This is a genomic window from Ottowia sp. (assembly GCF_047601385.1).
Taxonomy (GTDB): domain Bacteria; phylum Pseudomonadota; class Gammaproteobacteria; order Burkholderiales; family Burkholderiaceae_C; genus Ottowia.
This window is the reverse complement of sequence record NZ_JASGJP010000001.1, coordinates 2,280,165-2,303,446: the sequence shown is the minus strand read 5'-3', so window position 1 is coordinate 2,303,446 and position 23,282 is coordinate 2,280,165. Positions and strand designations below refer to the sequence as shown.

General features: G+C 70.5%; 22 protein-coding genes. 14 read left to right on the top strand and 8 right to left on the bottom strand.

Annotation, left to right across the window (positions count from 1 at the left end; genetic code table 11):
- Positions 1-125 precede the first annotated feature (125 nt).
- The 11 genes from QM772_RS11245 to QM772_RS11195 all read left to right on the top strand — a co-directional run bounded on the left by QM772_RS11245 (position 126) and on the right by QM772_RS11195 (position 13,734).
- Positions 126-2,066, top strand: a complete 1,941-nt coding sequence (locus tag QM772_RS11245; protein ID WP_415136458.1) for a PhoX family protein — start codon at positions 126-128, stop codon at positions 2,064-2,066.
- Positions 2,067-2,204: 138 nt separating this feature from the next.
- Complete coding sequence (locus QM772_RS11240; RefSeq protein ID WP_415136456.1) at positions 2,205-3,476, top strand: GTP cyclohydrolase II; 1,272 nt, start codon at positions 2,205-2,207, stop codon at positions 3,474-3,476.
- On the top strand, positions 3,473-4,705 hold the full coding sequence (locus QM772_RS11235) for a DUF1688 family protein (RefSeq protein WP_415136454.1): 1,233 nt from the start codon (positions 3,473-3,475) through the stop codon (positions 4,703-4,705). Before QM772_RS11240 ends, QM772_RS11235 begins: the two co-directional genes overlap by 4 nt.
- Before the next feature lie 182 nt (positions 4,706-4,887).
- On the top strand, positions 4,888-5,517 hold the full coding sequence (gene upp / locus QM772_RS11230) for a uracil phosphoribosyltransferase (RefSeq protein ID WP_415136452.1): 630 nt from the start codon (positions 4,888-4,890) through the stop codon (positions 5,515-5,517).
- Positions 5,518-5,592: 75 nt separating this feature from the next.
- On the top strand, positions 5,593-6,600 hold the full coding sequence (locus QM772_RS11225; protein ID WP_415136450.1) for a BMP family protein: 1,008 nt from the start codon (positions 5,593-5,595) through the stop codon (positions 6,598-6,600).
- 7 nt (positions 6,601-6,607) lie between these two features.
- The gene (locus tag QM772_RS11220) at positions 6,608-8,143 is read left to right on the top strand and encodes an ABC transporter ATP-binding protein (protein WP_415139566.1); all 1,536 of its coding nucleotides are present in this window, start codon (positions 6,608-6,610) and stop codon (positions 8,141-8,143) included.
- Positions 8,140-9,201 carry an ABC transporter permease gene (locus QM772_RS11215; RefSeq protein ID WP_415136448.1) on the top strand — a complete coding sequence of 354 codons (1,062 nt, stop codon included), beginning with the start codon at positions 8,140-8,142 and terminating at the stop codon, positions 9,199-9,201. The genes QM772_RS11220 and QM772_RS11215 overlap by 4 nt, the downstream gene beginning before the upstream one ends.
- Complete coding sequence (locus QM772_RS11210; RefSeq protein ID WP_415136446.1) at positions 9,198-10,124, top strand: ABC transporter permease; 927 nt, start codon at positions 9,198-9,200, stop codon at positions 10,122-10,124. Before QM772_RS11215 ends, QM772_RS11210 begins: the two co-directional genes overlap by 4 nt.
- Before the next feature lie 4 nt (positions 10,125-10,128).
- Positions 10,129-11,415: an amidohydrolase family protein gene (locus QM772_RS11205; protein ID WP_415136444.1), complete on the top strand. Its 1,287-nt coding sequence runs from the start codon at positions 10,129-10,131 to the stop codon at positions 11,413-11,415.
- A gap of 136 nt (positions 11,416-11,551) precedes the next feature.
- Positions 11,552-12,595 (top strand): hypothetical protein, encoded by a 1,044-nt coding sequence (locus tag QM772_RS11200; protein WP_415136442.1) that lies wholly within the window; start codon positions 11,552-11,554, stop codon positions 12,593-12,595.
- Between the two features lie 110 nt (positions 12,596-12,705).
- Positions 12,706-13,734 (top strand): IS30 family transposase, encoded by a 1,029-nt coding sequence (locus QM772_RS11195; RefSeq protein WP_415133647.1) that lies wholly within the window; start codon positions 12,706-12,708, stop codon positions 13,732-13,734.
- Positions 13,735-13,786: 52 nt separating this feature from the next.
- On the opposite strand, the gene minE is transcribed toward QM772_RS11195, so the two are convergent.
- The 8 genes from minE to QM772_RS11155 form a co-directional block, all read right to left on the bottom strand.
- Positions 13,787-14,059, bottom strand: a complete 273-nt coding sequence (gene minE, locus QM772_RS11190; protein ID WP_415136440.1) for a cell division topological specificity factor MinE — start codon at positions 14,057-14,059, stop codon at positions 13,787-13,789.
- A 4-nt stretch (positions 14,060-14,063) separates the two neighbouring features.
- Positions 14,064-14,882, bottom strand: coding sequence for a septum site-determining protein MinD (gene minD / locus QM772_RS11185; protein ID WP_415136437.1), 819 nt, complete (start codon positions 14,880-14,882; stop codon positions 14,064-14,066).
- A gap of 17 nt (positions 14,883-14,899) precedes the next feature.
- Entirely contained in the window at positions 14,900-15,664 is a 765-nt protein-coding gene (gene minC / locus QM772_RS11180; protein ID WP_415136435.1) for a septum site-determining protein MinC, read from the bottom strand.
- Positions 15,665-16,026: 362 nt separating this feature from the next.
- A complete protein-coding gene (locus QM772_RS11175) occupies positions 16,027-16,236 on the bottom strand; it encodes a DUF2788 domain-containing protein (RefSeq protein WP_415136433.1) in 210 nt (69 codons plus the stop codon).
- A gap of 3 nt (positions 16,237-16,239) precedes the next feature.
- On the bottom strand, positions 16,240-17,100 hold the full coding sequence (locus QM772_RS11170) for a DUF2189 domain-containing protein (protein ID WP_415136431.1): 861 nt from the start codon (positions 17,098-17,100) through the stop codon (positions 16,240-16,242).
- A 141-nt stretch (positions 17,101-17,241) separates the two neighbouring features.
- On the bottom strand, positions 17,242-17,730 hold the full coding sequence (locus tag QM772_RS11165; RefSeq protein ID WP_415136429.1) for a Spy/CpxP family protein refolding chaperone: 489 nt from the start codon (positions 17,728-17,730) through the stop codon (positions 17,242-17,244).
- A 124-nt stretch (positions 17,731-17,854) separates the two neighbouring features.
- Entirely contained in the window at positions 17,855-18,214 is a 360-nt protein-coding gene (locus tag QM772_RS11160; protein WP_415139564.1) for a MerR family DNA-binding protein, read from the bottom strand.
- A gap of 146 nt (positions 18,215-18,360) precedes the next feature.
- Positions 18,361-18,561 (bottom strand): heavy-metal-associated domain-containing protein, encoded by a 201-nt coding sequence (locus QM772_RS11155; protein WP_415136427.1) that lies wholly within the window; start codon positions 18,559-18,561, stop codon positions 18,361-18,363.
- Between the two features lie 188 nt (positions 18,562-18,749).
- On the opposite strand from QM772_RS11155, the gene QM772_RS11150 reads away from it, so the two are divergent.
- The 3 genes from QM772_RS11150 (at position 18,750) to QM772_RS11140 (ending at position 23,270) form a co-directional block, all read left to right on the top strand.
- The gene (locus tag QM772_RS11150) at positions 18,750-20,981 is read left to right on the top strand and encodes a heavy metal translocating P-type ATPase (RefSeq protein WP_415136425.1); all 2,232 of its coding nucleotides are present in this window, start codon (positions 18,750-18,752) and stop codon (positions 20,979-20,981) included.
- A 67-nt stretch (positions 20,982-21,048) separates the two neighbouring features.
- A complete protein-coding gene (locus QM772_RS11145; protein WP_415136423.1) occupies positions 21,049-22,524 on the top strand; it encodes a mannose-1-phosphate guanylyltransferase/mannose-6-phosphate isomerase in 1,476 nt (491 codons plus the stop codon).
- A gap of 17 nt (positions 22,525-22,541) precedes the next feature.
- Positions 22,542-23,270: a glycosyltransferase family 32 protein gene (locus QM772_RS11140; RefSeq protein WP_415136421.1), complete on the top strand. Its 729-nt coding sequence runs from the start codon at positions 22,542-22,544 to the stop codon at positions 23,268-23,270.
- Positions 23,271-23,282: the final 12 nt, after the last annotated feature.

The window sequence follows — 23,282 nt, the reverse complement described above, 5'->3', positions numbered from 1 at the left end:
GGCGTCATGGTTCCGACACATTCATGTCATCGGGCTGCCACGGGCGCTGCCGATACTCGTTCGTCAGGAGGTGCGCGCCATCCGCTGCACCGCTCCCGCGAACCCACCCCCACGAACCGATCGACATGAACGAGACGCTGACCTCACGCCGCCGCCTTCTGCAACTCCTGGGCGGCGCGCCGCTGCTGCCCCTGGCCTCCTCGGTGTCCGCCGCCGGCCTGCTGGCCGCCTGCGGCGGCAGCGACGATGACGCCGCCACCCCGCCCGCCGCCTTCAAGTCGGTGAGCTTTTCCAACATGGCCGCCCCCGGCCTGGCGGCCCCCGCCGCCATGGCCACCACCTCCACCACGGCGGTGATGAGCATCCTGTACGACGACGACAGCCGGAAGGACGTGGCCCTGGCGTACCAGCCCTTCTTCGTCACCGGCGACCTGGTGAGCGACGGCCAGGGCGGCCAGATCCTGGCCGGCGGCTACTACGACATCCGCAACCAGCCCATCATCGACGCCTCCGTGCCCGGCCAGGAGCGCCCTTTCTTCTCCGACGCGCCCGACGGCTCCTCGCTGATCCACATCGAGGGCGCCAAGGTCGACGGCGTCAAGGGCAAGCCGGTGTTCTTCGTCGTGCAGTTCGAGTACAACAGCCGCGATCAGGCCGGCCAGAGCACCTACGGCGTGCTGCCCTCGCCCATCGCCGTGCTGACGCTGGACCAGGACCAGGCCACCGGCCAACTCAGCCTGGTCAAGTACCACAACGTGGACATGTCCGGCGTGCACGGCCTGTGGATCACCTGCGGCGCCAGCCTCTCGCCCTGGAACACCCACCTGTCCAGCGAGGAGTACGAGCCCGACGCCTTCACCGCCGCCGCCTCGGCGCAGTTCAGGGCCTTCAGCCGGAACGTGTTCGGCGACGAGGCCGCCGCCAACCCCTACCACTACGGCCACCTGCCCGAGATCACCGTCCACCCCGACGGCACCGGCAGCGCCAGAAAGCACTACTGCCTGGGCCGCATCTCGCACGAGCTGATCCACGTCATGCCCGACGAGCGCACCGCGCTGATGGGCGACGACTACACCAACGGCGGCCTGTTCATGTTCGTGGCCGACAAGGCGCGCGACCTGTCCGCCGGCAACCTGTACGTGGCGCGCTACACCGAGACGCTGACCGACACCTCCACCGCCGCGATCCAGTGGATCCACCTCGGTCATGCCACCAGCGCCGAGATCGAGGCCATGGCGGACAGCCTCAAGCCCACCGACATCATGGAGTCGCTCACCGCCGATCCCGAGGACGAGAGCTTCACCAAGGTCTTCCTCGACGGCAAGGCCGCCTGGATCAGGCTCAAGCCCGGCATGGAGAAGGCCGCCGCCTTCCTGGAGACCCACCGCTACGCCAACCTGGCCGGCGGCAGCATGGCCTTCACCAAGATGGAAGGCACCACGCTGAACATCCAGGACAAGGTGGCCTACTCGGCGCTGGCCAACATCCAGGCCTCGATGATCGAGGGCGACGCCGTCTGGAACGCCCGGCACAACGTGGCCTTCCCCAAGACCCTGAAGGCCGGCGGCGTGCTGGCGCACCACCTGGGCGGCGGCGTGAAGGACGACCAGGGCGCCGCCATCGACAGCGAATGGGTGCCGACCAGATCGCGCATGGAGCTGATGGGCGAGGACATCGCCGCCGACGCGCTGGGCAACACCGCCCACCCGGACAAGATCGCCAGCCCGGACAACCTGAAGTTCTCCGAGAAGATGCGCACCCTGTTCATCGGCGAGGACAGCGGCAACCACGTCAACAACTTCCTGTGGGCCTACAACGTCGACACCAAGGCGCTCTCGCGCATCCTCTCCACGCCCGCCGGCGCCGAATCCACCGGCCTGCACGCGGTGGACGAGGTGAACGGCTGGACCTACGTCATGAGCAACTTCCAGCACCCCGGCGACTGGAGCAGCCTGCACGCCAAGGTGAAGGACGTGCTCGACCCGCTGATCGACGCCAACTACAAGGACAAGTTCGGCGCCGCCGTCGGCTACCTGACCGGCGCGCCGCAGGCGGTGAAGCTGTAGGCCCCGGCGCCGCCCCGCTGGCAGGCAAAGGCCGTCGCGAGACGGCCTTTTTGCATGGCATCGGGCCCAGCGGCTGGGCACATAATGTGCTTCATCCCGCCTGCACCGCGTGAACCCCAGGCCGACGAGGACCGTTCCATGCCCGATCCAGCCCCAGCGCCTTCCGCCGCCGCGCCGGCGCGGCACATCCGCCTGACCTCGCACGCCGGCGGGCAGGGCGCCCCGGCCATCCACTGGGCCGCCGCCACGCCGGCCGAGCGCGGCCCGGTGATCGGCTCCACCACCCACCGCGCGCACCGCAACGTGATCGGCACGCACAGCGGCAGCTACAGCATCTACCGCGCGCTGGCCGTGGCGGCGGGCGCGCTCGACCCGCGCCACCGGCCGGACCTGACCAACACCGCGCCCACCGACACCATCGGCCCCCATCCGGCCTGGAGCGAGCCGGGCCGCATCGTCTCGCTCGACCCCTGGGGCGCGGAGATCGGCGCCCACTTCGCCGGCGCGCTGGCGGCCGGCTGCGACATCCGCCCGACCATCGCCGTGACCAAGGCGCACGTGATCCTGCCGGAGATCATCGAAGCCATGCAGAAAGGCCGCCTCGCGGCCGACGGCCAGGTGCTGCTGCCCTCCGGCGGCGCGCTGGTCACCAAGGCGGCGGTGGAGCCGGTGTGGCACCTGCCCGGCGTGGCCGAGCGCTTCGGCTGCACCGAGACCGAGCTGCGCCGCGTGCTGTTCGAGGAGACCGGCGGCATGTACCCCGAGCTGGTGACGCGGCCCGACCTGACCGTGTTCCTGCCGCCCATCGGCCACCTCACGCTCTACATCTTCGGCCGGCCGGCCGACCTGGCCGACACCTCGGTCGAGCTGACGGCGCGCGTGCACGACGAGTGCAACGGCTCCGACGTGTTCGGCTCCGACATCTGCACCTGCCGCCCCTACCTGACGCACGCCATCGAGGAATGCATCCAGGGCGCGCAGCGCGGCGGCGTGGGCCTGTGCGTGTACTACCGCAAGGAGGGCCGCGCGCTGGGCGAGGTGACCAAGTTCCTGGTCTACAACGCGCGCAAGCGCCAGGCCGGGGGCGACACCGCCGACCAGTACTTCGCACGCACCGAATGCGTGGCCGGCGTGCAGGACATGCGCTTCCAGCAGCTCATGCCCGACGTGCTGCACTGGCTGGGCGTGCGCAAGATCCACCGCCTGGTCAGCATGAGCAACATGAAGTACGACGCCATCACCGGCGCCGGCATCGAGGTGGGCGAGCGCGTCAACATCCCCGACGGCCTGATTCCCGCCGACGCCCGCGTGGAGATGGACGCCAAGATGGCCGCCGGCTACTTCACCCCCGGCGACGCCCCTAGCGCCGAGCAGCTGCGCCACACCAAGGGCCGGGAGCTGGGCGCGTGACCGCTGCCGTGGCCGACGCCTCGGTGCTGGGCGCCGTCGATGCGCTGCGCAGCACCGCCACGGTGCGCGAACGCGCGCGGGGCCTGCTGGCGCGCGCCCGCGCCGGCCGGTCGGCCTTCTTCGCCGTCGACGACGCGGCGCTGGCGCCCACCGCCGCGCTGGTGGCCGAGGTCACGCGCCAGCGCTATCCCGCGCTGGCCATTCCGTTCCACAGCCGCTGGCGCCATTTCGAGGCCGGCGGCATCGACCGCCGCGCGCAGCTCGATGCGCGCCTGCCCGAGGCGGCCGAGCGCGCGCGCGCGCAGATCGACCTGGCGGTGGTCTCCGTGCTGCTGGACGCCGGCGCCGGCCCCGGCTGGTCGTGGCGCGAGGCCGCCAGCGGCCAGCGCTTCGCCCGCTCCGAAGGGCTGGGCGTGGCCAGCTTCCACGCCTTCATGGGCGGCCTGTTCTCCAGCGCGCCGGGGCAGCCGCTGCGGGCCGACGCGGCGGCGCTGGCGCGCATCGACGCGGCGGCGCTGGCACGGGCCTTCCAGGCCGGCGACGGCAACCCGCTGGTGGGGCTGGAAGGCCGCGCCGCGCTGCTGCGCCGCCTGGGCGCGGCGCTGGCGGCGCAGCCGGCGGTGTTCGGCCCGGCGGGCGGGCCCGGCGGCCTGTTCGATGCGCTGGCGGCCGGCGGCCGGCCCGTCGCCGCGCACGCCATCCTGCGCCTGCTGCTGGACACGCTGTCCGGCATCTGGCCGGCCGGCAACGCGCTGCACGGCGTGCCGCTGGGCGACTGCTGGCGCCACCCCGCCGCCGGCGGCGAGGGGGCGGCGGCCGGCTGGGTGCCGTTCCACAAGCTGTCGCAGTGGCTCACCTATTCGCTGCTGGAGCCGTTCGCGTGGGCCGGCCACCCGGTGGCGGGCCTGGAGGCCCTGACCGGCCTGCCCGAGTACCGCAACGGCGGCCTGCTGCTGGACGGCGGCGTGCTGCGCCTGAAGGACGAGGCGCTGGCGCGGGCCACGTACACGCCGGCCGACGCACTGGTGGTGGAGTGGCGCGCGCTCACCGTCGCGCTGCTCGACGAGCTGGCGCCGCGCGTGTGCCGCGCGCTCGGCCTGGCAGACGATGCCCTGCCGCTGGCCTGCGTGCTGGAAGGCGGCACCTGGGCCGCCGGCCGGGTGCTGGCACAGCGTTTGCGTGACGGCACGCCACCACTTTCCATCGCCAGCGACGGCACCGTGTTCTGAGAAGGTGTGAACGAACCCCACATGCCCGCCTTGAGCGCCCAAACCCGCCCGCTCCGCGTTGCAAATGCTCGCCATAGCACGAGCTATGGCTGTGCTTTGCGCCTTGATCGGACGAGTTTGGGCACTCCTTTCGGGCACGCGGGATTCATTCACACCTTCTGACCCTAGGAAGCCCCACCCCCATGAGCACCGTCCACCTGATCGACCACCCCCTGGTGCAGCACAAGCTGACGCTGATGCGCCAGAAGGACCTCAGCACCCACGGCTTCCGCCGCCTGCTCAAGGAGCTGGCGATGCTGATGGCCTACGAGGTCACGCGCGACATGCCCACGCAGCCGATCGAGATCGAGACGCCGCTGGAGACCACCACCGGCCAGGTGATCGACGGCAAGAAGCTGGTCTTCGTCGCCATCCTGCGCGCCGGCCTGGGCATCCTGGACGGCATGCTCGACGTGGTGCCCGGCGCGCGCGTGGGCCACGTCGGCCTGTACCGCGACCCGCGCACGCTGACCGCGGTGGAGTACTACTTCAAGCTGCCGGCCGACATGGGTGAGCGCGACGTGATCGTGGTGGACCCGATGCTGGCCACCGGCCACTCCGCCATCGCGGCGGTGGAGCGCGTGAAGGAGGTCGGCCCGCGCTCGATCAAGTTCGTCTGCCTGCTGGCCTGCCCCGAGGGCATCGCCGCGCTGCAAGGCGCCCACCCCGACGTGCCGATCTTCACCGCCGCCATCGACCGCCAGCTCGACGCGCACGGCTACATCCTGCCCGGCCTGGGCGACGCGGGCGACCGGATTTTTGGAACCAAATAGGCCGCCATCGCCCATCCAACAAGCGCTGGCAGCTTCTTTTTATGTAGCAACCGCTTTCCTCTCGGGAGATATCGCATGAGTTCACGCCGCCTCTTCACCGGCCACCTGCTGGCCACCTCGCTCGCCATCGCCAGCACGCTGGGCTTCGCGGGCAGCGCGCTCGCGCAGGCCAAGCTGAAAGTCGCCGCCATCTACACCGTGCCCTACGAGCAGCAGTGGGTCAGCCGCATCCACCAGGCGCTGAAGGCCGCCGAGGCGCGCGGCGAGATCGAATACAAGAGCAGCGAGAACGTCGCCAACGCCGACTACGAGCGCGTGATGCGCGAGTACGCCACGGGCGGCAGCCAGCTCGTCTTCGGCGAGGTGTTCGGCGTGGAGGCCGCCGCGCGCAAGGTGGCCAAGGACTTCCCCAAGACGGCCTTCGTCATGGGCTCCTCGGGCAAGCCGCAGGCGCCCAACTTCAGCGTGTTCGACAACTACATCCAGGAGCCCGCCTACCTCACCGGCATGATCGCGGGCGGCATGACCAAGACGAACAAAATCGGCATGGTGGGCGGCTTTCCCATCCCCGAGGTCAACCGGCTGATGCACGCCTTGATGGCGGGAGCGAAAGAGGTGAACCCCAAGGTGGAGTTCACCATCACCTTCATCAACAGTTGGTTCGACCCGCCCAAGGCCAAGGAGGCGACGTTTGCCATGATCGAGAAGGGCGCGGACGTGCTCTATGCCGAACGCATCGGCGTGAGCGACGCGGCCAAGGAGCGCGGCAAGCTCGCCATCGGCAACGTGATCGACACCCAGCCGCAGTACCCCGACACCGTCGTCGCATCGGCCCTGTGGCACATGGAGCCGAGCGTGGACCGCGCGATCAAGCTGGTGAAGGAGGGCAAGTTCACCGCCGAGGACTACGGCCCCTATTCGCTGATGAAGCACAAGGGCAGCTCTCTCGCGCCCCTGGGCACGTTCGAGAAGAAGGTGCCGGCCGATCTGGCCGCCAAGGTCAAGGCCAGGGAGGCCGACATCCTGGCCGGCAAGTTCACCGTGAAGGTGGACGACAGCCAGCCCAAGTCCACCGCCAAATGACGCTGCCCTGGTGACGGAAACCGTCCTGCGCCTCGCGGGCATCACCAAGCGCTTCGGCCCCCTCGTCGCCAACGACCACATCAGCCTCACGCTGGCGCGCGGCGAGGTGCTGGCGCTGCTGGGCGAGAACGGCGCGGGCAAGTCCACGCTGATGTCCATCCTGTTCGGCCACTACGTGGCCGACGAAGGGCACATTGAGGTCTTCGGCCAGCCCTTGCCGCCCGGCCAGCCGCGCGCCGCGCTGGCGGCGGGCATCGGCATGGTGCACCAGCACTTCACGCTGGCCGACAACCTCACCGTGCTGGAGAACGTGCTGCTCGGCAGCGAGCCGCTGTGGCAGCCCTTCTCGCGCCGCGCCGCCGCGCGCGAGCGGCTGCTGGCGGTGTCGCGCCGTTTCGGCCTGCCCATTTCTCCGGACGCGCGCGTGGGCACCCTGTCGGTGGGCGAGCGCCAGCGCGTGGAGATCCTCAAGGCGCTGTACCGCGGCGCGCGCATCCTCATCCTCGACGAGCCCACGGCCGTGCTCACCCCGCAGGAGAGCGAGGCCCTGTTCGCCACCCTGGCGCAGATGGTGGCCGAGGGGCTGTCGATCCTGTTCATCAGCCACAAGCTGGGCGAGGTGCTGCGCGTGTCGCACCGCGTCGCCGTGCTGCGCCAGGGCCGGCTGGTGGCCGAGGCGCCCGCCGCCGGCACCACGCAGGGCCAATTGGCGCAATGGATGGTCGGGCATGCCGTCGAAACCACGGCGCGCCAGCCCGCGCGCCACGTGGGCGATGCGGTGTGCGTGCTGGAAGGCGTGCACACCGATGGCGGACGGGACGCGCTGCACGGCATAAATCTGACGCTGCGCGCGGGCGAGATCACCGCCATCGCGGGCGTCTCCGGCAACGGGCAGGCGGCGCTGGCCGGCCTGCTCTGCGGCGTGCGCTCCGCCACGCAGGGCCGCGCGGAACTGCTGGGCCAGCCGCTGCGCGCGCAGCCCTCGCGGCTCGTCGCCCAGGGCGTCGCCCGCATCCCCGAGGACCGCCACGCCGTGGGCGTGGTGGGCGATCTGCCGGTGTGGGAGAACGCCGTCTCCGAACGCCTGGGCGGCCGCTGGTTCGCGCGCGCCTGGTTCACCGGCCGCTGGATCAAGCGCCGCGCCGCACGCCGGCACGCGCGCCACGTGGTCGAGACCTATGACGTGCGCGGCGGCGGGCTCGATGCGCCCGCGCGCGCTCTCTCGGGCGGCAACATGCAGAAGCTCATCCTCGGTCGCGCGTTGCTGCACCCGGATGCGTATGGCCCCGCGCCGCGCCTGATCGTGGCCCACCAGCCCACCTGGGGCCTGGACATCGGCGCCGTCACCTTCGTCCACCGCCAGTTGCTCGCCGCGCGCGACGCGGGCGCGGCCGTGCTGCTGATCTCCGACGACCTCGATGAAGCCATGCAGCTGGGCGACCGCGTGGCCGTGATGCACGCGGGCCAGTTGACGGGCGCGCTGCCCGCCGCGCAGTGGACGCGCGAGGCCATCGGCCTTGCGATGGCGGGGGCCGCGCCATGAGGCTCGAAAAGCGCGCGCGCACCTCCCCCCTCGCCTACGCGGCCGCGCCCGTGGGCGCCGTGGCCTTCACGCTGCTCGTCTCCACCCTGCTCGTGCTGTGGGCCGGCGCGCCCGTGGGCCAGACCTATGCGCTGCTGGCGCGCGGCGCGTTCGGCTCGGTGTTCGCGCTCACCGAAACACTCACGCGCGCCACGCCGCTCATCCTCACCGGCCTGGCCGCCGCCGTGGCCTTCCGCGCGCGGCTGTTCAACATCGGGGCCGAAGGCCAGCTCTACGCTGGCGCCATCGCCGCCGTGGCCGTGGGCGGGCTGCACGGCGGCACGGGGCTGGAGTGGCCGCCGGCGCTGCTCTTTGCGCTGATGCTGCTGGCCGCCGCGCTGGCCGGCGCCGCGTGGCTGCTGGGCCCGGCGCTCATGAAGGCCAAACTGGGCGTGGACGAGGTCGTCACCACGCTGCTGCTCAACTTCGTGATGCTGCTGCTCGTCTCCGCCCTGCTCGACGGCCCGATGAAAGACCCCCTGGCCCTCGGCTGGCCGCAGAGCGTGGCGCTGCAGGGCGACCTGGAACTGTCGCGCCTGGTGCCCGGCACGCGGCTGCACACCGGGCTGCTGATCGCCATGGGGCTCGCCGTGCTGCTGTGGGCGCTGCTGGCGAGCACGGTGCCGGGCTTTCGCATCCGCGCGGCCGGCGCCAACGCGCGCGCCGCCGCCTTCGCGGGCGTGCCGGTCACGCGCACCGTGGTGCTGGTGGCGTTGCTCTCGGGCGGCCTGGCCGGGCTGGCGGGCGCCATCGAGGTCGCGGGCCGCACCGGCTACGTGACGCTGGACATGTCGCCCGGCTACGGCTACAGCGGCATCGTGATCGCCATGCTGGCCGGGCTGCACCCGCTGGGCGTGGTGGCGGCGGGCGTCTTCGTGGCGGGCGTGCTGGTGGGGGCCGACAGCATGAGCCGCGCCATCGGCGTGCCCACCTACATCGCCGACGTGATCGTCGCCGCGTCGCTCATCGCCGTGCTGGTGGCGGGGCTGCTGGCGCAATACCGGGTGCGCTGGAAATGACCGAGCTGCTCGACATCCTCGCCAACCCCGCGTTCTGGATCGCCACGCTGCGCATTGCCACGCCGCTCGTGCTGGGCACGCTGGGCGTGCTGCTGTGCGAGCGCGCGGGCGTGCTGAATCTCGGCATCGAAGGGATCATGGTGGCCGGCGCTTTCGTGGGCTGGCTGACGGTCTATGCGGGGCACGGGCTGTGGACGGGCGTGGGGGTGGCCGCCCTCGCGGGCGCGGTGTTCGGGCTGCTGCATGCGTGGCTCACCGTCGGGCTGGCGCTGTCGCAGCACGTCTCGGGCCTCGGCATCACGCTGCTGGCGACGGCCCTGAGCTACTACGGCTACCGCGTGAGCTTTCCCAAGGTGAACACGCCCCCCACCATCACGCCCTTCGCGCCGATGGAGTGGCTGGGTGTGCCCATCCTCTCGGCGCAGACGCCCCTCACGCTGCTGGCGCTGGGGCTGGTGCCGCTGCTGGGCTGGGTGCTCTACCGCACGCCGCTGGGCCTGGCCGTGCGCATGGTGGGCGAGAACCCGCAGGCGGCCGAAGGCCAGGGCATTCCCGTGGCGGCAGTGCGCACCAGCGCCATCGTCGCGGGCTCGGCGCTGATGGGCGTGGCCGGCGCCTTCCTCACGCTGTCGGCGTTCAACGCCTTCTTCTTCAACATGGTGAACGGGCGCGGCTGGATCTGCGTGGCGCTGGTGGTGTTCGCCTCGTGGCGGCCGGGCAAGGCGCTGCTGGGCGCGCTGCTGTTCGCCTTTTTCGACGCGCTGCAGCTGCGGCTGCAACAGGCGGGCGGCGACGGGTGGCTGCCGTACCAGGCTTATCTGATGCTGCCGTACCTGCTCTCCATCCTGGCGCTGGTGCTGGTGGCGCGCAGGGCGGCGTATCCGCAGGCCCTCATGAAGCCCTACCGCAAAGGAGAACGCTGACACCATGCTCGACCTGCTGATCCACGACGCCACCCTGCCCGACGGCCGCAAGAACATGTCCATTGCCGTGCAGGACGGCCGCATCGCCGAAGTGGCCGAGGGCCTTACCGCCGATAAGGCCCCCGCGCACGAGACGGTGGATGCGGGCGGCCTGCTGGTCAGCCCGCCGTTCGTCGACGCGCATTTCCACATGGACTCCACGCTGAGCTACGGCCAGCCGCGCGTGAACGAGAGCGGCACGCTGCTGGAGGGCATCGCGCTGTGGGGCGAGCTGAAACCCACGCTCACGCACGACGCCATCGTGGAGCGCGCGCTGGCCTATTGCGACTGGGCCGTGGCGCGCGGCCTGCTCGCCATCCGCAGCCACGTGGACACGAGCGACCCGGGCCTGCTGCCGGTGCATGCCCTGCTCGACGTGAAGCGGCGCGTGGCGCCCTACCTCGACCTGCAGCTCGTCGCCTTTCCGCAGGACGGCGTGCTGCGCCGCGCGGGCGCGCTGGACAGCCTGAAGCGCGCGCTGGCGCTGGGCGTGGACGTGGTGGGCGGCATTCCCCATTTCGAGCGCACCATGGCCGAGGGCGCGGAGAGCGTGCGCGTGCTCTGCGAGATCGCGGCGAACCAGGGCAAGCGCGTGGACATGCACTGCGACGAGAGCGACGACCCGCTCTCGCGCCACGTCGAAACCCTGGCGTACGAAACCCAGCGCCTGGGCCTGCACGGCCGCGTGACCGGCTCGCACCTGACCTCCATGCACAGCATGGACAACTACTACGTGAGCAAGCTGATCCCGCTGATGGCCGAGGCGCAGCTCGGCGTGGTGGCCAACCCGCTCATCAACATCACGCTGCAGGGCCGCCACGACAGCTACCCCAGGCGCCGCGGCATGACGCGCGTGCCCGAGCTGATGGCCGCAGGCCTCACCGTCGCCTTCGGCCACGACTGCGTGATGGACCCGTGGTACGCGGGCGGCAGCGCCGACATGCTGGAGGCCACCCACATGGGCCTGCACGTGGCGCAGATGACGAGCCAGCAGGCCATGCGCCAGTGCTTCGATGCGGTGACGGTGAACCCCGCGCAACTGCTGGGCCTGGAAGGCTACGGCATCGTTCCTGGCTGCCATGCCGACTTCGTGCTGCTGCACGCGCGCAACCCGGTGGAAGCGATCCGCCTGCGCGCCGCGCGCCTGGGCGTGTGGCGGCGCGGGCGGCGCGTGGCAAGCAGCCCCGCGCCCGTGGCAAACCTGAATCTGCCGGGCAGACCAGGCAGCGTGGACTGGCTGGCAAAGATATGAGCCAAATTGGCCTCTAGCGCCCTTCCATAAAGCGCTTGCAGCTACTATTTTTGTAGTATTTTCCGTGAACACCATGGGGCTCTGCCCCAAGATCTTGAACACCTTCTAAGACACCCTGGCTGCGAGAGGAGTTTTTGTGAGCTATGTCATTCACCTATGGCACCAACCCACCCCCGCAACATGGGCCCAGGCCCAGGCATTCTTCGCCGAGCGGGTCCATCAGCCCGCACCGCCCAACCCGCGTTTTGTAGAGCTTGCGCGGCGCATCCAGGCCGCCATGCCGGAGCTTGCGGCTGACTGGACGCTGGATGCGCCGGATGGTGCCGTTGAAGAAGTTGTCTGGTCATTGGGCTTGGCCAACACGCTGCCTGGCAGCTTCTACCCGCGCCTGATCGATGAGGCGGTGAATCTGGGGCTGAGCGTTTATGACGAGCAGGCTGGCGAGTGTTTCGTGCCGGGCCCCTGGCGCCTTTCCGATGCGGGCCGGGAGCGCCTGGTTCATCCACCGGCCACCCCGCCCGCGCCATCGGCGCAGCTCGATGTCCAAGGGCGCTTTCAGGCGCTTGTTCTGCCCCGTCTGCAAGGCCATGGCTTTGCGCTGGAAGCACCGCCGCCGCGCGGCAACCAGGTGCTGACCCTGCTGGTTCGGGACACGCCGCTGGGCGAGCAGCGCATCGAGATCGATTGGAGGGGTGATCCGGACAGCGACTTTGTTGCGTATTTGATTTGCCGCATTGAGCCGCAGTTGCCTGAGCCGGTGGCTGCGGTGTGTGCTCCGCAGACCCGCATCATCTTCGATGTGGTGGACGCGCCGCAGTTGAACACCTTCCTGCACGGCTTCTCGCCCAAGCAAGCCACATTGCGCAAATACCTCGCTTCCGGGGTGGCAGGGCTGGATCGTCTGTTGTCCGCGCTGGGCGACTGGCTCGTAGCCGATCTGGTGCCCGTACTCGACCAGTGCAAGACACTGGAGGATTTCCTCGCGTATGACCTGGCAGAGCCTCGCCATCCCATCTATGTCAAGGCTTATCTTGTCAATCTGGCCCTGGCGCACGGTGCCGATGTGCCGGACTTGGGCAAGCGCTTCGACCAGCTCATGCAGCGCCGCCGCGCGGAGGGGATGAACCCCGCGCAAATGGCTGTGGCATTTGATCGCTTGCGGGCGCCTCGCGCCGCGTGAACGCAACGCCGAATGTGCTGTTACCCTCCCGCCACACTGCATTCCCGGCGCAGCAGCGCCCGGCGGCCTCAAATCTGAAGTGCAACACCCCCTTCAGAATTGAGGCATCCATGACCGAAAGAACCTACGAGCAGCTCAGTGAGATGGAGCGCTACGCGATAGCGCTGGGCCTGCAGCAAGGGCAGAGCCAGAGCGCCATAGCCAGAGCGCTGGGCCGCTCCAAGAGCACCATCAGCCGTGAGTGCAAGCGCAATGGAGGTGCCCAGGGCTACACCTCCAAGTACGCCCAGCAGCGCTGTGACAGGCGCAGGCACTTCGCCCGCGCTTTGCCCAAACTGCACCGCGACGGCCCCCTGTTCCCCCTGGTGTGCGCGCATCTGCGCCAGCACTGGTCACCCCAGCAGATTGCAGGACACTTGAAGGCCCTGCACCCCGATGACAAGCGCATGAGAGCGTCACACGAGAGCATCTACACCTGCATCTATGCCCAGCCCAGGGGCGAGCTGAAGAAAGAGCTGGTGTCGTGCTTGCGCATGGCCCATGCCAAACGCTGGCCCCGCTCCAAGGGCAAGGATCGGCGCGGGGAGATCCAGGATCTGATGAGCATCCACGTACGCCCGCCCGAGGTCGAGGATCGCCAGCTTCCCGGCCACTGGGAGGGTGATCTGATCAAGGGGGCGGCCAACGCCAGCGCCATCGGCACGCTGGTGGAGCGCACCACGCGCCTGGTGCTGCTGGTCAAGCTGCCACATCCCAACCCGGCCACGGCCGCGCACGTGCTGCAGGCGTTCAGCGACAAGCTCAATGGCATTGCCAGCCCTATGCGCAAAACCCTGACCTATGACCGAGGCTCGGAGATGGCCGAGCACGCCAGGCTGAGCGAGAACACGGGCATGAGGGTGTACTTCTGCGACCCCCACAGCCCTTGGCAGAGGGGCAGCAACGAGAATACCAACGGACTGCTGCGCCAGTACTTCCCCAAGGGCACCGATCTGAGCGGCTATACGCAGGAGCAGCTTGATGCCGTCGCCGATGAGCTCAATGGCCGTCCCAGGATGACCTTGGGCTACCGCACTCCGCTTGAGGTCTATGCTCAGCACCTACAACTATTGACCCAGCGCGGGGACTCCGTGCATTGAATCAATGTTGCACTTGGACTTGAATCCGCCCAATGCAGGAAAGCGCCGGCCGCTATTTCTTGTCTTTTTCCTTCTCCGGCAGCTCGATCTTGACCTCCAGCACCTCCAGGTCGTCCTGGCGCTCCAGGTTCACCTTGATGTCCTTCGGGTCGATCTTGACGTACTTGCTGATGACGGCGATCAGGTCGCGCTGCAGGTCGGGCAGGTAGTCGGGCTCGGCGGCGTTGCGGCCCGAGCGCTCGTGCGCCAGGATGATCTGCAGCCGCTCCTTGGCGACGCTGGCGGTCTTCTTCTTCTCGCCCAGGAAGAATGAGAGGAAGGACATGGCTTCACTTGCCTCCGAACAGGCGCTTGAAGAAGCCGGGCTTCTCGGCCTCGATGAAGCGCATGGGCTTGTCCTCGGCGCCGAGGAAGCGCTCGATCACGTCCAGGTAGGCGCCGGCCACGTCGCTGCCTTGCAGGTGCACGGCGGGCAGGCCCTGGTTGGAAGCCTGCAGCACGTCCTCGCTCTCGGGAATCACGCCGATCAGCTTGATGCGCAGGATGTCCTGGATGTCCTGCAGGCTCAGCATCTGGCCGTCGGCCACGCGGCCCGGGTTGTAGCGGGTGATGAGCAGATGCTCCCTGACCGGGTCCTTGCCCTCGATGGCGCGCTTGGTCTTGCTGCCCAGCATGCCGAGGATGCGGTCGGAGTCGCGCACCGAGCTGACCTCAGGGTTGGTGACGACGATCGCCTCGTCGGCGAAGTGCATGGCCAGCAGCGCGCCGGTCTCGATGCCGGCGGGCGAGTCGCAGACGATGTACTCGAAGTCCATCTCGGCCAGGTCCTTCAGCACCTTCTCCACGCCTTCCCTGGTCAGCGCGTCCTTGTCGCGCGTCTGGCTGGCGGCCAGCACGTAGAGGTTCTCGCACTGCTTGTCCTTGATGAGGGCCTGGTGCAGGTTGGCCTCGCCCTGGATGACGTTGATCAGGTCATACACCACGCGGCGCTCGCAGCCCATGATGAGGTCGAGGTTGCGCAGGCCGACGTCGAAGTCGATCACGGCCGTCTTGTGGCCCTTGAGCGCCAGGCCGGAGGAGAACGCGGCGCTGGTGGTGGTCTTGCCGACCCCGCCCTTGCCGGAAGTCACGACGACGATTTTTGCCATGTCGGAAATCACCTTGTTCAATCGGATGTAGGTTCGAACACCAGTTTGTCGCCGGCCTCGCTAGATTCGAGGCGCACGCTGGCGGCGCGGCCCCAGACCTCGGCGGGCAGCGGCTCGTCGCTGGTGCGGTAGACGCCGGCGATGGACACCAGCTCGGGCCGCATCTCGCGCGCGAAGACGCGTGCCTCGGGCCACCCGCGCGCGCCGGCGATGACGCGGCCGCGCAGCGGCGCGTAGACGTGGACGTGGCCGTCGGCCACCACCTCGGCGCCGGCGTTGACCATGGCCAGCACCACCAGGTCGCGCCCGCGCGCGTAGACCTGCTGGCCGGAGCGCAGCGGCCGCGCAACCACCATCGCGCCAGGCGCGGGCAGCTCGCTGGCCACCGGTTCGGGCCGTCGAATGGCGGGCGCCGGCTCTGGCGCGCGGGGCGCGGCCTGCACGAGCACGTCGGGCGCCAGCAGCAGGCCGACGGCGCTGGCGGCGTCGCGCTGCGCCGGGCTGCCGCCGCGCACGGCCAGCAGGCGCAGGCGGCGCTGGTGCAGCAGCTCGCCCAGGCGCTGGAAGTCGAGTCCGGCCTCGGCGTGCCCGGCTTCCAGCGCCGACAGGTCCAGCACCACGGCGTCGTTCTCGAAGAAATCGGGCCTGTCGCCGTACTGCACGGCCAGCTCGTCCGCCAGCGCGTCGAGGTCGGGCGACTTCAGGCGCAGCGCCAGCAGGGGCAGGCTGGCGCTCTTGATCTCGAAGGTGCTGGGGCTGCGGCCGGCAAGGGCAACGGACATGGCGGGCGCGAACGGCGGGCGGTAGGGACGTCCTGCGCGAGCAGGGTTCGGGTAAGCCGGGCGATCTTAACAGTCGCTATGCGCCGCGACGGGCTGGCGATGTGCTGTGATGTAACCGCCGATGGACGGCTGCGCGGTATTGGTCTTCTTTTCTTCTTTGAAAGAATAGTAGTCGTAGTAGAGGCCCTGCCGTTTTGTGGGCAAGCTCGGATTCCTCAGCAGCCGCAAGCACTTGCAGAGGATTCACCGTTGTGGGAAAGCCAGGGCGGCAGGGGTGCGCGGGACGGGACAACCCGGCGCCGCGGCCTCGGCCTGTGGACAAGCCGGCACTTGTGCCGGATCTGTCCACAGCCTTGTTCAGGCTATTTTTCGATCACCCACTGGATGACGGACTTGGCGATGAACCCCACCATGCCGAAGGCCAGCGCCAGGAACAGCACGAAGGTGCCGAACTTGCCGGCCTTGGATTCCCAGGCGAGCTGGGCGACGATGAACACCATGTAGAGCATGAACGCGCCCACGCCGATGGTGAGGCCGAACCAGGCGATCTGCTCTTCGCTGAAGCCGAACATGGGTCAACGCCCCCCTTCGGGCGGCAGCCGCTCGGGCAGGGCGCGGGTGTCCACCAGCGCGCGGTAGGCATGCCAGCTGGCGTGGCCCAGCCAGGGCACGACGACGATCAGCCCGAGCAGCGCGGTGGCCATGCCCAGCAGCGTCAGGCCCATGATCAGCGCCGCCCACAGCGCCAGCGCGGCGGGGTTGGTCAGCACGGCCTGCCAGCTGGTCAGCACGGCCTGCATCACGTCCACGCGGCGGTCCAGCAGCAGCGGCATGGCCACCACGCTGGAGGCGAACAGCGGCGCCGCCATCAGCCCGCCCATGAACAGCCACAGCTCGAACAGGTAGCCCTGCCGCGCCAGCACCACGTGGTTCACGAAGTCCGCCGGCGTGTGGACCGGCGCGGGCGCCAGCGCGGTGATGAGCGCGGCCGAGGTCAGCACCCAGCCGGTGCCGGCCAGCGACAGCAGCAGGCCGAAGCGCACCAGCGCCCAGTAGCCGCCCTGTGCGGCGAAGCGCGAATACTGCCAGCGCGTCCAGGTCTTGAAGATGGTGCGCATATTGGCCGGCTCGCCGTGCTCCAGCGCGCGGCTGAGCGCATACAGGCTGGTGGCCAGCACCGGCGCCACCACCATGAAGCCCGAGAAGGCGCCGGCCAGCAGCCAGAACTGCCCGCGCGCGGCCCAGGCCAGCAGCGCGCCGAACGCCGCCAGCACGAGGCCGTGCAGCAGGCTGGGCCAGCCGATGCGCCAGAGGTCGCGCCAGCCCAGCGCGAGCCAGTGCAGCGGCGCCGAGAGGGCGACGTGGCGCACGTCCGGCAGGTGCAGGGTGCCACGAGGCGGCCGGGGCGGCAGGGGAGAAGGGGCAGCGGTGGGCACGGTGCGGGCAGCTTAGACAATCCGATAGCTGGATGAAAGCCCGCCGCCGGGCGAGGGGTGGGCTTTCCACGCCCTTTTTGATCCGCGTCAAGAAAATACCGCCCGGCGCGGGCCGGGCGGCTTTCGGGGCGGGCGGCCCGGTCAGGCCGGGCCGTGGCCCTTGCCATGGCCCGGGCCGGGCCGGCCCTCGCGCGAGCCGTGGCGCAGCGCTTGCTGGTCGAAGGTCTTCTGCTGCTCCGGCGCGAGCTGGGCGTAGAAGGCCTTGGTGGCGTCGCCGCGCTGCCGCAGGCGGGCGCTGCGCTCGGCCTGGCGCTGCTGCATCAGGTCGATGCGCTGGGGCGTGGTCAGCCGCGCGAACTCGCCGCGCGCCTGGGGCGGGCGCTGCGCCGGGGCGGGCGGCTGCGTGGCCTGGGTCCAGGCGGCCCAGGCGGCTTCCTGCGCGGGGGTGATCTTCAGTTGGGCCTTCAGCTCGGCCAGCCGCTTGTCGCGGTGCTCGGCCATGCGCTGGTGCGCCTGGGCGGCGTGGGGCGCGGTGCTGGCGGCCGGGGGCGGCGGGGTCTGGGCGAAGGCGAGCGCGCCGGAGGTGGCGAGCAGCGTGGCGAGCAGCAGGTGGCGGGGGGTGCGTTCCATGGCGGTTTCCTTTCACACTGGATGGAAGAACAAGGTGAAACGCAGTGTCGGTCGCGCTTGTATCGCCCGCATCACGGGACGATGACGGCGCGTAAAGATGAGCAAACGCGGATGAAGCGCGGCCTCAGTGGCAGGGCGGCGCCGGCCCCGCCAGGCTGTCGAGGATGGGGCAGTCGGGGCGCGCGTCGCCGTGGCAGTCGTGCACCAGTTTCTGTAGCGTCTGGCGCATGTCCTGCAAGCCCTGGATGCGCTTTTCCAGCTCCGCCAGGTGCTGCTCGGCGATGCGCTTGACCTCGCTGCTGGCGCGCTGGTGGTCGTGCCACAGGCCGACCAGCCCGGCGATCTCGGCCATCGAGAAGCCCAGCTCGCGCGCCCGCTTGATGAAGCGCAGGGTGTGGATGTCGGCCGCGCCGTACTGGCGGTAGCCGCCGCCGGTGCGCGCCACGGCGCCCAGCAGGCCGAGCGCTTCGTAGTGGCGCACCATCTTGGCCGACACGCCGCAGGCGCGCGCCGCCTCGCCGATGGGGATGGGGCCTGCGCGCTCCCCGGCTTCGCGTGGCTCGCTGCCCCCCGAGGGGTGTGCGCCGCCTGTGGGCGGCCGGGCGGCGGCGCGGTATTTTTGTGCGGGAATCATGCGCTGACGGCGTAGCCGGCGTCCCGGATCGCGGTGGCCAGCGCGGCGCGCGGCTGGCTGGACTGCACCTGCACCAGGTTCTGCGCGCGGTCGATTTGGATCTGGGCGCTGGCGTCGAGCTGCCTGATGGCGCGCTGCACGGCCTGCTCGCAGTGGCCGCAGGTCATGCCGGCGACGGTGAAGCGTTGGGGTTCCATCCGAGGACTCCTGTCGAAGAAGATGCCGCCATGATGGACCTTCCCACCGTGGCAGAGTCAAGCGGCGCCGAGGTTACTATTTTTTTGATAGCTGCCAGCGCTTGTGCAGCAAGCGCTGGAGGCCGATTCTCCTTGAAATCATTCCGCCGGCTTGACATTGCCATGATGGCAAGGTTCACACTGCGGACATGAGCGATACGGCCACCACCACCCTGGACCTCGGCATCGGCGGCATGACCTGCGCTTCATGCGTGTCCCGCGTCGAGAAGGCGCTGAAGAAAGTGCCCGGCGTGCGGGACGCCGCCGTCAACCTGGCGACCGAATCCGCCCGCGTGGCCTACGCGGGCGGCGAAGACCTGGCGCCGCAACTGCGCCGCGCCGTGCGCGACGCCGGCTACGAGCCGCGCGCGGCCGACGCGGCGCTGGCCGGGCCGGCCGACGCGTCGCGCTGGGCCGGCTTCGCGCCCGTGGGCATCGGCCTGCTGCTGTGCGCGCCGCTGGTGCTGCCCATGCTGCTGATGCCGTTCGGCGTGCAGTGGATGCCGCCGGCCTGGGTGCAGTTCGCGCTGGCCACGCCGGTGCAGTTCGGCCTGGGCGCGCGCTTCTACAAGGCGGCCTGGGGCGCGCTGAAGGCGGGCAGCGGCAACATGGAGCTGCTGGTGTCCATCGGCACCACGGCGGCCTGGCTGCTGTCGGTGTGGTTGTGGCTGTTCTCCGGGCATGGCGGGCACGCGCACCTGTACTTCGAGAGCGCGGCCGTGGTCGTCACCCTGGTGCGCCTGGGCAAGTGGCTGGAAGAGCGGGCCAAGCGCCAGACCACCGCCGCCATCCGCGCGCTGCACGCGCTGCGGCCCGAGGTGGCGCACCTGATCGACTGGGACGGGCAGGAGAAGGACATCCCGGTGGACGAACTGCGCGCCGGCGACCGCGTGGCCGTGCGCCCGGGCGAGCGCGTGCCGGCCGACGGCGCCGTGGCCGAGGGCGCCACGCAGGTGGACGAATCCATGCTCACGGGCGAGCCGCTGCCGGTCGCCAAGGGCGTGGGCGCGCAGCTCACCGGCGGCTCGATCAACGGCGACGGCCGCGTGCTGATGCAGGTGACGGCCGCCGGCAGCGAGAGCGTGCTGGCGCACATCATCCGGCTGGTGCAGGACGCGCAGGCCGTCAAGGCGCCGGTGCAGCGGCTGGTGGACAAGGTCAGCGCGGTGTTCGTGCCGGTGGTGATCGGCGTGGCGCTGCTCACCTTCGCCGGCTGGTGGCTGGCCGGCCTGGGGCTGGAGACGGCGCTGATCCGCGCCGTGGCGGTGCTGGTCATCGCCTGCCCGTGCGCGCTGGGGCTGGCCACGCCCACCGCCATCATGGCCGGCACGGGGGTGGCGGCGCGCTTCGGCATCCTCATCAAGGACGCCGAGGCGCTGGAGATCGCGCACCAGGTGGACACCGTGGCTTTCGACAAGACCGGCACGCTGACCGAGGGCCGCCCGCGCCTGCTGGCGCTGGTGCCGGCGCCGGGCGTGGATGAGACTGCCGCGCTGCGCACCGCCGCCAGCTTGCAGAGCGGCAGCGAGCACCCGCTGGCGCGCGCCGTGCTGGCGGCGGCGCGGGAGCGCGGCGTCGCGCTGGCACCCGCCCAGGACGTGCGTGCCGTGCCGGGGCGCGGCACCGAGGGCCGCGTGGAAGGCCACCGCGTGCTGATCGGCAGCCAGCGCTGGATGAATGAGCTGGCTGCGGATTTGAAGCCTTTTCAGGCCGCAGCGCTTGCCAGCCAAGCGCAAGGCGCTACGGTTTCCGTAGTGGCCGTGCAGCAGGACGACAGCCAGCCGCCGCGCCCCGTGGCCCTGCTGGCCTTCGGCGACGAGCCCAAGGCCGGCGCGCGCGCGGCCATCGAGCGGCTGCATGCGGTGGGCGTGCGCACGGTGATGATCTCCGGCGACAACCGCGGCGCCGCCGAGGCGATGGCGCGGCGCCTGGGCCTGAACCCCGAGGCCGGCGAGGTGATGGCCGAGGTGCTGCCGGAGGGCAAGGCGGCGGCGGTGAGTGAACTGAAGGCCGGCGGCCACACCGTCGGGATGGTGGGTGACGGCGTGAACGACGCCCCCGCGCTGGCCGCCGCCGACGTCGGCATCGCCATGGGCAGCGGCACCGACGTGGCGATGCACGCGGCCGGCGTCACGCTGATGCGCGGCGACGTGGGCCTGGTGCCGGCGGCGCTGGACGTCTCGCGCCGCACGGTGGCCAAGATCCGGCAGAACCTGTTTTGGGCCTTCGCGTACAACGTGGCCGGCATCCCGCTGGCGGCGCTGGGTTATCTCAGCCCCGTGGTGGCCGGCGCGGCGATGGCGCTGTCGTCGGTCAGCGTGATGAGCAACGCGCTGCTGCTGCGGCGCTGGCGGCCGCAGGCGCCGCCAGCCCAATCGTAATCATGTGTATCATGACGCGCTTCATAGCCTGCGGCCGGCCTGGCGGCCTGGCGGGAACCCATCTCACATGGCGCTCAAGCCTGCTCTCGTACCGGTCATTCTGTGCGGTGGCGCGGGCATGCGGCTGTGGCCGCTGTCACGCCGCGATCATCCCAAGCAATTCCATGCGCTGGGCGGGCAGCGCAGCCTGCTCCAGCAGACCGCGCTGCGGCTGGCGAGTCGGCCGGACGGCCCCGCGCGGCCGGCGCTGGTGGTGGCCAACGAAGGGCATCGCTTCATCGCCGGCCAGCAGTTGGCCGAGCTGGGCCTGCCGCGCGGGCCGCTGATCCTGGAGCCGCAAGGCCGCGACACTGCGCCGGCGCTGACGCTGGCCGCGCTGGCGCTGCAGCGCGCCGGCCAGGCGGACGCGCCGATGCTGGTGTCGCCGGCCGACCACCACATTGGCGACCAGGCCGCCTTCTGGGCCGCGGTGGACGCCGGCCTGGACGAAGCGGCCGCGGGCGCGGTGGTGCTGTTCGGCGTGGCGGCCAGCCGCCCGCAGACCGGCTACGGGTACATCCATGCGGGCGGCGGCCGGGGCGACGGCTCGTACCCCGTGCGCGGCTTCGTGGAAAAGCCGGATTCCGAGCGCGCGCTGGCGCTGTGGCGCGCCGAGGGCCACTACTGGAACAGCGGCCTGTTCCTGCTGCGCGCGGACACCTGGCTGGCGGCGCTCGGGCGGCACCGGCCGGACATCCTGCGGGCATGCCAGGGCGCCATGCAGGGCGCCCGGGACGACGGCGACTTCGTCCGTCCGGGAGCCGAGGCCTTCCTGCGCTGCCCGCCGCGGTCCATCGACCACGCCGTGATCGAGCCGCTGGCGGCCGAGGCGCCAGCGAGCGCGCCGCTGTCCATGCGCGAGCTGTCCTCCGCCGGATGGAGCGACCTGGGCGCCTGGGACGAAGTGATGGAACGGCTGCCGAGCGATGCCCACGGCAACGCCGCCGTCGGCGCCAGCGTGGCGGTGGACTGCGCCGGCACCCTGCTGATGTCCAGCGGCCGCCTGCTGGCCGCCGTCGGGCTGCGCGACGTGGTGGTGGTCGAGACGGCCGATGCCGTGCTGGTGGCGCACCGCTCGAAAACGCAGGCCGTCAAGTCGCTGGTGCAGGCGCTGAAGGACGGCGGGCAGGACCAGGCTCTGCACAGCCAGACGGCGGTGCAGCGCCCCTGGGGCTGGTTCGACGTGGTCGGGCGCGGCCCGGGCTGGCTGGCCAAGCGCATCACCGTGCGCCCGGGCGCCAGCCTGAGCCTGCAGCGCCACCGGCACCGGGCCGAGCATTGGGTGGTGGTGCGCGGCGTGGCGGACGTCTGGCGCGACGGCAGCCATTTCAGGCTGACGCCCGATTCCTCGACTTTCGTGGCCCGGGGCCAGACGCACAGGCTGGCCAACTCCGGCGAGGAACTGCTGGAGATCCTGGAAGTGCAGACCGGCCCGCTCATCACCGAGGACGACATCGAGCGGCTGGACGACCGCTATGGCCGCGCCGGCCCGCGGGCGGCTTGAGCCGGGGGAGAAACGCCGTGGCCATACCCAGGATCATCCACCAGACCTACCGCGGCGCCGATGTGCCCGAGGCGCTGCGCGGCGGCATCGCCGAGCTGCGGGCCATGAACCCGGGCTGGGACTACCGCTTCTACGACGACGACGCGGTGGCGGACTTCATCCGGCACGAGTTCCCGCCCCAGTTCCACCAGGCCTATGGCCGCATCAATCCCGTCTACGGGCCGGCGCGGGCTGATTTCTTCCGCTATCTGGCGGTGTACCGGTATGGCGGCGTGTACCTGGACCTCAAGAGCGCCACGGCGCGTCCGCTGGACGAAAGCCTGCGGCCCGACGATGACTACGTGCTGTCCTACTGGCCGAATCAGCGGCACCAGTCGATGCCCGGCGCCGGAATGCACCCGCTGCTGCTGGACCGGGGCTTCCTGCGCGGCGAGTTCCAGAACTGGCACGTCATGGCGGCGCCCGGGCATCCGCTGCTGCGCTACGTCATCAGCATGATGCTGCACTGCATCCAGGCCCACGCGGGCGATCCGGCGGTGGCGGGCAAGCCCGGCGTGCTGATGACCACCGGCCCCGTGATGTACACCCTGGCGCTGGGCCGGGGGCTGGGCGCGTTTCCGCACCGCGTCGCCGACTCCCACCTCGACCTGGGGCTGCGCTACAGCTCGGTGGCCGGCCACGAGCGGCACTTCCCGGGCCACTATTCGACGCTGACGGCGCCTGTCGTCCTGGCGCCCGGGGCCTAGGCCCCGGCTGGT